The sequence below is a fragment of the Aeromonas rivipollensis genome (assembly GCF_010974825.1).
GTDB lineage: Bacteria > Pseudomonadota > Gammaproteobacteria > Enterobacterales > Aeromonadaceae > Aeromonas > Aeromonas rivipollensis.
Genome location: NZ_JAAILA010000010.1, coordinates 209,001 through 221,967, shown reverse-complemented (window position 1 = coordinate 221,967; position 12,967 = coordinate 209,001). Strand labels below are relative to the sequence as shown.

General features: G+C 62.2%; 11 protein-coding genes. 1 reads left to right on the top strand and 10 read right to left on the bottom strand.

The genetic code is table 11. From position 1 onward, the window contains the following. Window positions 1-469: 469 nt before the first annotated feature. From G4923_RS07695 to G4923_RS07685, 3 genes are all read right to left on the bottom strand, one after another. A complete protein-coding gene (locus G4923_RS07695) occupies window positions 470-1,063 on the bottom strand; it encodes a sugar O-acetyltransferase (RefSeq protein ID WP_163136424.1) in 594 nt (197 codons plus the stop codon). A 264-nt stretch (window positions 1,064-1,327) separates the two neighbouring features. Continuing rightward, window positions 1,328-2,206 carry a 50S ribosomal protein L11 methyltransferase gene (prmA, locus tag G4923_RS07690; protein WP_005317670.1) on the bottom strand — a complete coding sequence of 293 codons (879 nt, stop codon included), beginning with the start codon at window positions 2,204-2,206 and terminating at the stop codon, window positions 1,328-1,330. A gap of 519 nt (window positions 2,207-2,725) precedes the next feature. Then, on the bottom strand, window positions 2,726-3,742 hold the full coding sequence (locus G4923_RS07685) for a zinc-binding alcohol dehydrogenase family protein (RefSeq protein WP_163136422.1): 1,017 nt from the start codon (window positions 3,740-3,742) through the stop codon (window positions 2,726-2,728). 100 nt (window positions 3,743-3,842) lie between these two features. Between G4923_RS07685 and G4923_RS07680 the strand changes: the two genes are divergently transcribed. After that, window positions 3,843-4,715, top strand: a complete 873-nt coding sequence (locus G4923_RS07680) for a LysR family transcriptional regulator (protein ID WP_163136420.1) — start codon at window positions 3,843-3,845, stop codon at window positions 4,713-4,715. Here the strand turns inward: G4923_RS07680 and G4923_RS07675 are convergent, their stop codons facing one another. The 7 genes from G4923_RS07675 to acs form a co-directional block, all read right to left on the bottom strand. Beyond that, on the bottom strand, window positions 4,716-6,140 hold the full coding sequence (locus G4923_RS07675; protein ID WP_163136418.1) for a PTS transporter subunit EIIC: 1,425 nt from the start codon (window positions 6,138-6,140) through the stop codon (window positions 4,716-4,718). It lies immediately after the preceding gene. 88 nt (window positions 6,141-6,228) lie between these two features. Then, the gene (gene panF / locus G4923_RS07670) at window positions 6,229-7,686 is read right to left on the bottom strand and encodes a sodium/pantothenate symporter (protein WP_163136416.1); all 1,458 of its coding nucleotides are present in this window, start codon (window positions 7,684-7,686) and stop codon (window positions 6,229-6,231) included. Window positions 7,687-7,864: 178 nt separating this feature from the next. Beyond that, window positions 7,865-8,113 (bottom strand): YhdT family protein, encoded by a 249-nt coding sequence (locus G4923_RS07665; RefSeq protein WP_041204435.1) that lies wholly within the window; start codon window positions 8,111-8,113, stop codon window positions 7,865-7,867. Window positions 8,114-8,301: 188 nt separating this feature from the next. Continuing rightward, window positions 8,302-9,642 (bottom strand): acetyl-CoA carboxylase biotin carboxylase subunit, encoded by a 1,341-nt coding sequence (gene accC, locus G4923_RS07660; RefSeq protein WP_005326556.1) that lies wholly within the window; start codon window positions 9,640-9,642, stop codon window positions 8,302-8,304. Window positions 9,643-9,657: 15 nt separating this feature from the next. Continuing rightward, window positions 9,658-10,119 (bottom strand): acetyl-CoA carboxylase biotin carboxyl carrier protein, encoded by a 462-nt coding sequence (gene accB, locus G4923_RS07655; RefSeq protein ID WP_025326015.1) that lies wholly within the window; start codon window positions 10,117-10,119, stop codon window positions 9,658-9,660. Window positions 10,120-10,155: 36 nt separating this feature from the next. Continuing rightward, on the bottom strand, window positions 10,156-10,605 hold the full coding sequence (aroQ, locus tag G4923_RS07650; RefSeq protein WP_163136414.1) for a type II 3-dehydroquinate dehydratase: 450 nt from the start codon (window positions 10,603-10,605) through the stop codon (window positions 10,156-10,158). A 286-nt stretch (window positions 10,606-10,891) separates the two neighbouring features. Next, window positions 10,892-12,838: an acetate--CoA ligase gene (acs, locus tag G4923_RS07645; RefSeq protein ID WP_111910404.1), complete on the bottom strand. Its 1,947-nt coding sequence runs from the start codon at window positions 12,836-12,838 to the stop codon at window positions 10,892-10,894. Window positions 12,839-12,967 lie beyond the last annotated feature (129 nt).

Sequence of the window (12,967 nt, the reverse complement as noted above, 5' to 3'; positions counted from 1 at the left end):
ACTTTAAGAACACAGCCTAGAGCGACCGCATCATGCGTTGAAATACAGAACCCCCGATGCGGTGCATCGGGGGTTCTGAGTCACGTGAAGCTAGACGAAAATGTGTAAACCTATTTCAGGACTAGACACCCCAAAATGATGGCAGGCTGTACTGATAAATGGAAACTTGCCAAGGGGGAGTTCGGGCTTGCCTGGGAATTTTTTGAATAGTGAGAGGCTGTTCTCAATCCTGGTTGATTACCCTATGTAAAACGTTTGCGCCCCGTTATTATCCCACTGCCAGTTTAGAAGGTGACCCCTTCTAATTTTCTGCGATGAGAGTCGCAATTCCGTAGCACCTTTTTACAGCCCAACGTCGTTATGACATTGGGCTTTATTTTTATGGGCGGTTTTCTGCTTCAGCCCAGACTCTCTGCGTCTCTGGGCGGCATCTTTTTTACCGTCTCACGGGCCTTGATGATATCGGGCTTTATGTTGATGGGCATTTTTGCCCCTGGCTCTCGGTCACTGGCATCTTGTCCCTGGTGGGCAGGATGCGGGCCGGGTTGCCCACCACCCGGGCTCCGGCCGGGACGTCTCTGGTCACCACGGCGCCCGCGCCGACTATGGCCTCCCGCCCTATGGTGATCCCAGGCAGCAGTATGGCGCCACCGCCGATCCAGACCCTGTCTTCTATGGTGACCGGCAGCGCCGTCTCTACCCCCTGGATGCGCTCATCGGCGTCCAGGGCGTGGGCGGCGGTATAGATCTGTACGTTCGGCCCTATCATGACGTCGGCGCCGATGCGAATAGGCGCGTTGTCCAGCAGGGTGGCCCCCATGTTGATGTAGCTGCGCTCGCCAAGATGGATGTGGCGGCCGTAGGTGCAGTAGAGGGGCGGACAGATAAAGGCGTTTTCTGCCAGTTCACCAACCAGCTCCGCCAGCAGTGCCCGCTGTTCAGTCTCATCTTCCGACCGATTCAAACGGCGATAGCGGCGCGCCGTCTCCCGGCGCAGGAGATCCAGCTCCGGGGCCATGCAGTTGTAGGGCTGGCTGGCGATCATCTTTTCGTAGTCGGTCATGGCTGGGCCTCAATGGAATGGAGGAAGAGAGGATAAGTCATCGAGAGGCAGAGAAGCGTGAAGCTCTCCCCAGAGTGGGCGAAAGGGCGCGCAGCTGGTGCCAGGAAATGACAAGGGCACCCTGGGGTGCCCTTGTTGGTCTGCTGCTGTAGGTAAAGAGGATGACTGTTGTTATCAGCCGTGTTTGCGGTCGATAAGTTGGCAGCCTCTTGCAATCAGCCGTGCTTGCGGCCGCAGTGTTGCCACAGTGATGGCCTCCTGCAATCAACCGTGCTTGCGGCCTGAGAGGCGGCACCACTCTTCCTTCACCGCGGTCGGGTCCATGTCGAACCACTGGCCGTAGATGGTCTCCAGCTCCGGGGCCTGGCTCTCCAGCACCCCGGAGAGCGCCATCAGGCTGCCGGGCTTGCCGTGGCCGGCGATAAGCGGTGCCAGTTCGCGCAGCGGGCCGGCCAGTATGTTGGCCACCACCACGTCGGCCTCGACGTCTTGCGGCTGGTCGGCAGGCAGATAGAGCTCGATCTGGCCGGCGACGCCGTTGCGCTCGGCGTTGTCATGGCTGGCCTGGATGGCCTGCGGATCTATGTCGATGCCGATGACACGGGCGGCGCCCAGCTTCAGGGCGGCGATGCCGAGGATGCCGGAGCCGCAACCGAAGTCGACCACAGTCTTGCCGGCCAGATCCAGCCCGTCCAGCCACTGCAGGCAGAGCGCCGTGGTGGGGTGGGTGCCGGTACCGAAGGCCAGGCCCGGATCCAGCATGACGTTGACCGCATCCGGGTTCGGCACGTCGCGCCAGCTTGGGCAGATCCAGAGCCGCTCACCGAACTGCATGGGGTGGAAGTGATCCATCCACTCGCGCACCCAGTCCTTGTCTTCCAGCTGCTCGACCTTGTAGCCGACGTCTTCCCCGAAGATCTGCTGGAAGAAGGCGATGGTGGGCGCCGGATCGGTTTCGGCATCGAACAGCCCCATCACCTCGGTCTCGCCCCAGAGCGGCGTTTCACCAGGCAGCGGCTCGTAAACGGGCACATCCTGGGCATCCATAAAGGTCACCGCCTGGGCTCCACGCCCCAGCAGCATGTTGCTCACCTTGTCCGCGGTCTTGGCGGTGGCGTTGATTCGAATTTGTATCCAGGGCATGGGGTCGACTCTTCATAAATGTGAAACCGCGGGATTCTATCATCATGGGCCTGTGCTGTCGTGGTTTGCCCATGATGGGATGGGGAAGGAAGGCAACTCTGCCAAGTTGGCACGGTTAATGTATTCCTTACTGGGTGACGGGAAGCAACTTGTTCCCGCTGAATGCTTTGCTCTATGAAGTTCCGTCATCTTTTTCAGCCACCTTAGGGTGGCTTTTTTTATGCCGGCGCGCCGAAAAACGGTCATTTTGCGGGTAAAAGCAGACATTGGCACGCAATCTGCAAAGTTACACATGTCCTGCATAAGGATATGTGTGTGATTGTTACCCCAACGTTCAGGTTTTGAGGGCCATCCCGGCGGGATGGCCTCTTTTTTATGGTTTTTTCGGGGGGAAGGCCCCGCCAGGGGCGCAGATTGGCGGCGGGGCTGTGCACTCTTGGGGCTTGTCACTGGTGATCTCACCCCATGATGGTGCATTTTTTACCTATAAGGGAATAGGTTGCATGGCTGCAGGGAGGCTTAGCTGGCGAAGCCGCTCATGTCGATCACCAGCTTGCCCACCATGCGGCCTGCTTCCAGTTCGCGATGGGCCTGTGCCAGGCTGGCCGGGGTCAGTTCGGGCAGGGTGCGAGTGAGCGTGCTCTTGAGCACCCCTTGGTCCAGCAGGGCGGCGACCCGGCCGAGCATCTTGTGCTGCTCTATCATGTCCGGGGTCTGGAACAGGGAGCGGGTAAACATGAACTCCTGGCTGAAGGTGACGCTCTTGGCCTTGAGCAGACCCAGATCCCAGGGCTCGCTGGACTCGGCGATGGTGCAGATGTGGCCGAAGGGGCGAATGAGGCTCGCCATGGCGTTCCAGTGCTGCTCGGTGGCATTGGTGCAGAAGATGGCATCGAGCTGGCTGATGCCAAGGCCGGCCAGCTCTTCTTGCAGCTTGTGATGACTCACTACCTGGTGGGCGCCCATGGCCAGGCACCAGTCACGGGTTTCAGGCCGGGAGGCGGTGGCGATCACCTCCATCCTGGTGAGCTGGCGGGCCAGCTGGATGGCGATGGAGCCGACGCCGCCGGCGCCACCTATGATCAGCAGTCGCCCGGTACTCTCGCGGTTGAGGCCGATGCGCTCGAACAGGGTTTCCCAGGCGGTGATGGCGGTGAGCGGCAAGGCGGCGGCTTCCAGGTCGCTCAGGGTCTTGGGGGCGAGGGCGGCGATGCGCTCATCCACCAGCTGCAGGGCACTGTTGCTGCCGGGGCGGCTGATGTCGCCGGCATACCAGACTCTGTCCCCCGCCTTGAACAGGGTCACTTCGTGGCCGACGGCCACCACTTCCCCCACGGCATCCCAGCCCAGCACGCGGGGCGTGGCTTCAACCTTGGCCTTGGGGGCGCGCACCTTGGTGTCGACCGGGTTGATGGAGGTGGCCTTGACCCGTACCAGCAGGTCCCGCGGGCCCGGGGTCGGATCCGGCAGCTCGGTCTCGATGAAGCAGTGGGGGTGATCGCTTGGCAGATAATGGGTGAGGGCGATGGCTTTCATGGCAGTTCCTTTCAAATCGGTATGAGTGGGATTGCCAGAGAGTCTAGTCTGGTTGATTATTCAGATTAAGATGGGTAATTGGGACAGACTGTTTGTATATATGAACAATGTCGAACTGGAGTTGATGGGGCTGTTCGCTACTGTGGTGGAGCAGGGCAGTTTTACCGGGGCGGCCGAGGTGCTCGGCATGCCCAAGTCCTCGGTGAGCCAGAAGATCTCGCGCCTCGAGTCCCGGCTCGGGGTGCGGCTGTTGCAGCGCACCACCCGCAGACTGAGCCTGACCCCCCAGGGAGAGGTCTATGTGGAGCATTGCCAGTCCCTGCTGGCCCTGGCGCGCAGCGCCAATCTGGCCATGGCCAGGCTGCGTTCGGCCCCGGCGGGCCGGGTGCGGATCACAGCCCCCGAGGCCACGGGCACCCTGCTGCTTGGCCGGATCCTGGCCCAGTTTCGCGCCCTCTACCCCGAGGTGGTACTGGAGCTGACCCTGAGTGACGAGCAACTGGATCTGGTGGGGGAGGGTTACGATCTGGCGCTGAGAGCGGCGCCGCTGAAAGATTCGAGCCTCATCTGCCGGCGCATCGGCCAGGTGGCACGCCATCTGGTGGCGGCCCCGGGTTATCTGGCGAGCCACGGCACGCCGCAACAATTGACGGAGCTGGGAGGCCATGCCTGCCTGGTGCATGGGGCGCTGCCGGTGTGGCCACTTCAGGAGGGGGGCTGGCGACCTCAGGGGGCCTGCCTCAGCAACAGCCTGCTGGCGCTGAGGGAGCTGGCGCTCCACGAGGGGGGAATAGCCCTGTTGCCGGATCACGTCTGCCGGGAGGATCTGGCGGCGGGGCGCCTGCTGAAGGTGCTGCCGGCTCACCCCATACCGCCCAATCCCTTCTACCTCATCTATCCGAGCCGCGAGCACCTGGCGCCCGCCCTGCGCAGCCTGATGGACTTCGTCGCCGAGCGGCTGCCCTTCGCCTGATCAGCGGTGCTGGCTGAGGGGGGCCTGACCGGGCTCGAGACCGAGGGGAACCGACTGGCGCTCTGCCAGCATGCGGATCTGCCCCTCGATGAGGCCGGCGTTGGGGCCCAGCACCAGCACCAGCTGATGGTCATTCAGGACTATCCAGGAGAGGCAGCCGAGCCTGGCCAGACGGGACTGATCCACCATCGCCATCTCCCGCACCCGCAGGCTGAGCCTGGTCAGGCAGACGCTCATGGCCTGCAGGTTGTCCATGCCCCCCAGCATCTTGAGGTACTGGATGGCCAGCATCTGCGGATCCGTGGGAGCCACGGCCGCGAGCTGGGGCAGATCCTCGGCGATGGGCTTGCTCGGCAGGCTGAGGGGGGCGTATTCAAGCAGCCGGGAGAAGACCAGGGCATAGATGACGAAGAACAGTATGCCGAGGGGAATGAGCCAGAAACTGTGCTCACCTGAGCCGTAGCTGAGCACCAGATCCAGCAGCCCGGCGGAGAAGTAACTGCCCACCTGGATGCCGAGCCCGCTGCAGATGGCCAGCGACAGCCCGGTCAGCAGGGCATGGGCCAGGAACAGCCAGGGGGCGGTGAAGGCGAACAGGAATTCGATGGGTTCGGTGATCCCCACCAGGGCCGAGGTGAGTGCCAGGGTGAGCAGCAAGCCCCCCTGCGGCAGGCGCCGCATCCGCTGGCGATGGAGCCAGATGGCAAAACAGGCGCCGGGCAGACCGAACATGATGACGGGATAGAGACCCGCCACATAGCCCTCGTGCAGCGGCTGGGCGGCGGAGAGCGCCTGCAGGTTGCTCTCCCCCAGCCCCATCAGGCTGCCCAGCACCTGGTGCAGGCCGAGGGGGATCAGCAGCCGGTTCAGCACGCCATAGCAGAAGGCGCCAAACGGCGTGGTGAGGAGATCGGAGGCGAGCAGTGTGATGCCTTGCTCCAGCAGGGGCCAGAGCAGGGCCAGGGGCACGACCAGCAACAGGCTGGCCAGGGCCGAGAGCAGCAGGCCGGGCAGCTCCTCCTGCAGCGGCCGCAGCCAGCCGGGGAGGGAGAGGCTGCGGGTCCAGGAACAGACCATGGCCGTGGTCAGGCCCGCCAGCAGGCCGCAGATCATGTCCGCATGCAGGCCGGGCTGCAGGGTGGCGAGCGCCGAGCTCAGCAGCAGGAAGTTGACAGCGCCGGCCAGGGCCTGCGCCCCTTGCCCCTGCCGGCTCAGCCCGAAGGCGATGGCCACCGCATAGATGAGCGGCATCTGACTGAAGAGGGCGCGTCCGGCCAGGGAGAGCACCGCCAGATCCAGCACGTCCGGCTGGCCGAGCCGATAGAGCAGGGCCGCCAGCGGCAAAATGGAAACGGGCAGCAACAGGGCATAACCGAGCCGTTGCAGGGACTGGGTCAGGATCTTTCTGGCGTTCTGAACTGGCATAAGGGCGCGGCATTTTGTGACGTGGCGCACATTTTACCCACTCGCACCCATTTGGGAATAGGTGCGAGTCCCTTTATTGGCCCCTTTCTTATTTCTGATCAAACAATCGGCGAACCGACTGATCCGGGGGCGGGGTCAGCAGGCTGACCAGGATGAAGGCCACCAGCCCGAGCCCCAGGCTGGGCACTATGGCGTGCAGGCCGGCCAGCTTGATCCCCCACTGACTCAAGGCCCCGTAGCAGACAATGCCTGACACCATGCTGGCCAGCGCCCCGGGGCCATTGGCCCGCGACCAGTAAAGGCCGAGCACCAGTGGCCAGAGGAAGACCGCCTGCAGACCGCCGAAGGCGAGCAGGTTGAGCCAGATGATCATCTCGGGAGGCTGCATCGCCGCCAGCAGCACTAGCGTGCCGAGGATCAGGGTGCAGAGCAGGGAGAGCCGTGGAATACGCACCTCCAGCTTTTCTTGGCGAGGATTGAGGTAGTTGAGGTAGAGATCCTTGACCAGGGTCGCCGAGGCCTGGATCAGCTGGGAGTCGATGGTGGACATGATGGCCGCCATGGGGGCCGCCAGGAAGACCCCCGCCAGCCAGGGTGGCAGTACCTCCATCATCAGGGAGGGCATTATCTTGTCCGGGCTGTCCATGCCGGGCAGGATGGCGCGGCCCAGGGCGCCGGCCAGGTGCATACCCAGCATCAGCAGGGCGCTGACCACGGTGCCGATGAGGATGCCTCTGTGCAGCGCCTTGCTGTCGCGGTAGCCGAAGCAGCGCAGGGCCGAGTGGGGCAGCCCCACCACCCCGACACAGACCAGGATCCAGAAGCTCAGCATGAAGGGCTGGGTCAGCATGTCACCGGCCCCGGTCGGGCTCACCAGCTTGGGATCTATCACCTTGAGCTGGTGGATGAGGTTCGGCAGGCCGTCACCGGCAATCAGTATCCCCGCCAGCAGGGCACCCGTGCCGATCAGCATGATGATGCCCTGCAGGGCATCCGTCATCACCACGGCGCGAAAGCCGCCGATCACCGTGTAGAGCAGCACGCAGCTGGCAAACAGGAAGAGCCCCTGCTGGTAGCTGAGGCCGGTGGCGGTTTCCAGCAGGCGGGCGCCGCCGATGAACTGCACCACCATGGTGGCGATAAAGGCGAGGATGATGGTCACCGAGCCCAGTACCACCACCCACTTGCTGCGGTAGCGGGCCCACAGCATGTCGTTGATGGTCACCGCATTGACCCGGCGGGCTATGATGGCGAACTTCTTGCCAAGCACCCCCAGGGTGAGCCAGACGGTGGGCAGCTGGATCATCGCCAGCAGCACCCAGCCCAGGCCTATCTTGTAGGCGGCACCGGGCCCGCCGATGAAGGAGGAGGCCGAGGTGTAGGTGGCCACCAGGGTCATGGCCAGCACCAGGCCGCCCATGCTGCGGTTGCCGATGAAGTACTCCTGCACGAAGTCACCACCGGCGCGGTGGCGACCGGCCCAGAAGCCGACCCCCAGCACCAGCACCAGGTAGATGACGAGCGGAAGCATCAACTCAAGATTCATGGAGAGATCCCTCGGTGTCGAGCGTTGTGCCGATAGACAGGCTGAACCCGCTCAACCAGGGCGTCATGGGTTCGCTGCGCGGCTCAGGATTCATGGGAGAGATTCCTCGGTGTCGAGCGTTGTGCCGATAGACAGGTTGATCTCGCTCAACCAGGGAGTCATGGGTTTGCTGCGCGGCTCAAGATTCATGGGGAGGCTCCTCGGTGTCGAGAGGAATATCGATGAAGAGGCGGTCCACCATGAGCGCGCACAGGCCGATAAACAGCAGTGGCATCAGCATGCAGCTGAGCAGGAACCAGAGCGGCATATCCCAGAGTTCCAGCTCTTCCGGGATGAAGTAAGCGGTGCCATACCAGGCAACGAAATAGAGCAGGGTCAGCAGCAGGCAGAGGGCTGCTTCCCGACGGGCGAGCGCGAAACGATTCACCTTGGCCTCCGACAATTTTGAGGGGCGCAAGGATAACAAAAAAGGGCCATGTCGCCATGGCCCTTTTTTCGTTGCCGACCCGGAGGGACCGGACAATCTCTGTTGAAGAGTCCTCACAGACCCAACTTCTTGTGCAGATGGTGGCTGTTAATGCCGCCGTGCGGCAAGTTATCGGGTCCTGGCACCTCTTACAGACCCAACTTCTTGTGCAGATAGTGGATGTTGGTACCACCGTGCTGGAAGTTCTCGTCCTTCATGATCTCTTTTTGCAGGGCGATGTTGGTCTTGATCCCTTCCACCACCAGCTCGTCGAGAGAGTGACGCATGCGGGCGATGGCGATGTCACGGTTCTCGCCGTAACAGATCAGCTTGCCGATCATGGAGTCGTAGTAGGGCGGCACCTTGTAACCCGCATAGATGTGGGATTCCCAACGCACACCCAGACCACCCGGCGCGTGGAAGCGCTGGATGAGACCTGGAGACGGCATGAAGGTGGCCGGATCTTCGGCGTTGATCCGGCATTCGATGGCATGGCCACGGATGCGGATGTCCTGCTGGGTGATCGACAGGGGCTGACCGGCGGCGATGCGCAGCTGCTCCTTGATGAGATCCACGCCGGTGACCATCTCGGTGACCGGGTGTTCGACCTGGATCCGGGTGTTCATCTCGATGAAGTAGAACTCGCCGTTCTCGTACAGGAACTCGAAAGTACCGGCACCGCGGTAGCCGATTTCGAGACAGGCGCGCACGCAGCGCTCACCGATGAACTTGCGCATCTCTTCGGTGATGCCGGGCGCCGGCGCCTCTTCCACCACCTTCTGGTGACGGCGCTGCATGGAGCAGTCCCGCTCACCCAGATAGAGGGCGGTGCCCTGGCCGTCTGCCAGCACCTGGATCTCGATGTGGCGCGGGTTCTCCAGGTATTTCTCCATGTAGACCATGTCGTTCTTGAAGAACTGGCCCGCTTCGGACTTGGTCAGGGCGATGGCGGCGGCCAGCTCTGACTCGTTGCGCACCACGCGCATGCCACGACCACCACCGCCACCGGCGGCCTTGATGATCACGGGGTAGCCGATCCGCTTGGCGATGGTGGCGTTGCGCTTGGCATCGTTGTCCACCGGGCCGTCGGAGCCGGGTACGCAGGGTACGCCCGCCTTCTTCATCGCCTCGATGGCGGAAACCTTGTCACCCATCAGGCGAATGGTTTCGGCGCGCGGGCCTATGAAGATGAAGCCGGATTTCTCGACCACTTCGGCAAAGTCGGCGTTCTCGGAGAGGAAGCCGTAGCCCGGGTGGATGGCGACGGCACCGGTCACCTCGGCGGCGGCTATGATGGCCGGCACGTTGAGGTAGGACTCACCGCTGGCGGGTTTGCCGATGCAGATGGTTTCGTCGGCCAGGAGCACATGCTTGAGCTCCCGATCGGCGGTGGAGTGAACGGCCACTGTCTTGATCCCGAGCTCTTTGCAGGCGCGCAGGATCCGCAGGGCAATTTCACCGCGGTTGGCGATGACTACTTTGTCCAACATGGGTGGCGTCTTCCCTTATTCGATGATGAACAGCGGCTCGTCAAATTCGACGGCCTGACCATTTTCAACCAGGATCGCTTTGATCACACCGGCCTTGTCAGACTCGATTTGGTTCATCATTTTCATGGCTTCGACGATGCACAGGGTATCGCCGACATTGACGTGCTGACCGACTTCCACGAACGGCTTGGCTTCCGGGCTGGAGGAGCGGTAGAAGGAGCCCACCATGGGGGAGCGCATCAGATGGCCACTCGGGGCGGCATCGGCAGCAGGGGCAGCGGCCTGTGCGGCAGCAGCGACCGGAGCGGCGGCTTGTTGAACCTGTGCCGGCTGCATCATCATCTGCGGGGCAACGCTAACCTGGCCGGAGAAATTACGGCTGATGCGAACGGACTCTTCCCCTTCGGAGATTTCCAGCTCGGCGATGCCGGACTCTTCAACCAGTTCAATCAGCTTCTTGATTTTGCGGATATCCATTAGCATTCTCTTTCTTCTTTATCTGATCAGTGATTATCAAGCCGCGCGCAATTGATGCACGGCCGCGGTTAAAGCGAATTGGTAGCCATCGGCACCCAGCCCACAAATGACCCCCTTGGCGACATCAGACAGATAGGAGTGATGACGGAAGGGTTCCCTGGCATGAACGTTTGACAGGTGAACCTCGATGAAGGGGATGGCCACGCCCAGCAGGGCATCGCGCAGGGCGACGCTGGTGTGGGTGAAGGCGGCCGGGTTGATGATGATAAAATCCACCTGGCCCATGGCCTGATGGATGCGGCCGACCAACTCATGTTCGGCATTGGATTGCAGGTGTTCCAGGGTGACACCGAGTTCGTTGGCGTACTGGTTCAGATCGGCGACGATCTCATCGAGCGTCTTGCTGCCGTAGATTCCCGGCTCCCGCTTGCCCAGCAGATTCAGGTTGGGACCGTTGAGCAGGAGAATTCGGTGATGTTGCGACATATTGAGTACATCCTCGATGATTATGCTGCTATCTATCAGCTATCTGTGGACCACCAAAAATCTAGCCACTTTCTGCACAATTCGGTGTGCCCTGGCACACAGATTTCGCAATTATATTGATTTCGTGAAAATTAGCAGCATTTTACTGGTCTAATCTCTACATCTGGCCATTTATTGAGCATGTTGGTGCACGGAGCCGCTCTGCCGCAGCGCCCGCCTCTTCAGGCTTTCCAGACATGACAAAGCCGGCACAAGGCCGGCTTTGTCGAGAGAGGTGGGAGAGGACTCAGGCCGCCTCCGACTTCTCGCGGATAAGTTTGTCCACGACGCCCGGATCCGCCAGGGTGGAGATATCCCCCAGGCTGTCGGTCTCGCCGGTGGCAATCTTGCGCAAGATCCGGCGCATGATCTTGCCGGAACGGGTCTTGGGCAACCCTTCGGCCCAGTGGATCACATCCGGGGTGGCGATGGCGCCTATCTCCTTGCGAACCCACTCCTTCACTTCCTTATGCAGCTCGCGACTCGGCTCCTCCCCGGCGATCAGGGTGACATAGGCGTAGATGCCCTGACCCTTGATCTCGTGGGGGACGCCCACCACGGCCGCCTCGGCTATCTTGGGGTGGGCCACCAGGGCCGATTCAATTTCGGCGGTACCCATGCGGTGGCCGGAGACGTTCAGTACATCATCCACCCGCCCCGTGATCCAGTAGTAGCCATCCTGGTCGCGACGGGCACCGTCGCCAGTGAAGTAGCGACCGGGGAAGGTGGAGAAGTAGGTCTGCTCGAAGCGCTCGTGATCGCCGAACACGGTGCGCATCTGGCCCGGCCAGGAGTCGGTGATCACCAGGTTGCCCTCGGTGGCACCCTCCAGCGGCTCACCCAGGTTGTCCACCAGGGCCGGCTGCACCCCGAAGAAGGGACGGGTGGCGGAGCCGGGCTTGAGGGCGGTGACGCCGGGCAGGGGGCTGATCAGGATGCCGCCGGTCTCGGTCTGCCACCAGGTGTCGACTATGGGGCAGCGCTCGTCGCCTATGGTGCGGTAGTACCACTCCCAGGCTTCCGGGTTGATGGGTTCCCCCACAGATCCCATGATGCGCAGGCTGGCGCGGGAGGTGCCTTCGATGGCCTCCTTGCCCTTGGCCATCAGGGCGCGGATGGCGGTGGGTGCGGTATAGAGGATGCTGACCTGGTGCTTGTCCACCACCTGGCTCATGCGGTTGGTGGCCGGGTAGTTGGGCACCCCTTCGAACATGAGGGTGGTGGCGCCGTTGGCGAGCGGCCCGTAGACCAGGTAGGAGTGACCGGTGACCCAGCCCACGTCGGCGGTACACCAGTAGATGTCCTCTTCGTGATAGTCGAACACGTACTTGAAGGTGAGAGCGGCATAGACCAGGTAGCCGCCCGTGGTGTGCAGCACTCCCTTGGGCTTGCCGGTGGAGCCCGAGGTGTAGAGCACGAACAGGGGATCCTCGGCGCCCATGGCTTCGGGCGGGCAATCCGGGCTGGCAGCGGCGACGGCGTCGTGCCACCAGATGTCCCTGTGGTCATGCCAGGCGACCTTGCCGCCGGTGCGTTTGAGGACGATCACCTTGTTGACCCGGGTATCCGGGTGGGTGAGCGCCTCATCCACGTTCTTCTTGAGGGGGATGGGGCGGCCGCCGCGCAGGCCCTCGTCGGCTGTGATGACGATGGAGGAGCCCGAGTCTATGATGCGACCCGAGAGGGCCTCCGGCGAGAAGCCGCCGAAGACGATGCTGTGCACGGCGCCGATGCGGGTACAGGCCAGCATGGCGATGGCCGCCTCCGGCACCATGGGCATGTAGAGGCAGACCATGTCACCGCGCTTGACCCCTTGGGCTTTGAGCACGTTGGCAAACTTGCACACCTCGCCGTGGAGCTCGCGATAGGTCAGCTTGCGATCCTCGGCCGGGTTGTCCCCTTCCCAGATGATGGCGACCTTGTCACCCCGCTCGGCGAGATGGCGATCCAGGCAGTTGGCCGACACGTTGAGCAGGCCATCCTCGTACCATTTGATGGAGACGTGGCCCGGATCGTAGGAGGTGTTCTTGACACGGGTGTAGGGGGTCATCCAGTCGAGGATCTTGCCCTGCTCCCCCCAGAAGGCGTCCGGGTTCTGTACCGACGCCTGGTACATGGCTTCATAACCTTCCTTGTCCAGCAGGGCGTCGCTACCTATGTGGGCCTTGACCGGATAGACCTTGCTCTCGCTCATCTCTCACTCCTGTGAATACATTTTTGTAATGATTGAGTAACAACTTATACCTTTGGCACGGGAGGGCAATTAGACTTTTGGATAGCGACGAGAGGAGGAGGGGCGCCTGTGAACAGGCCCTGACGGGAG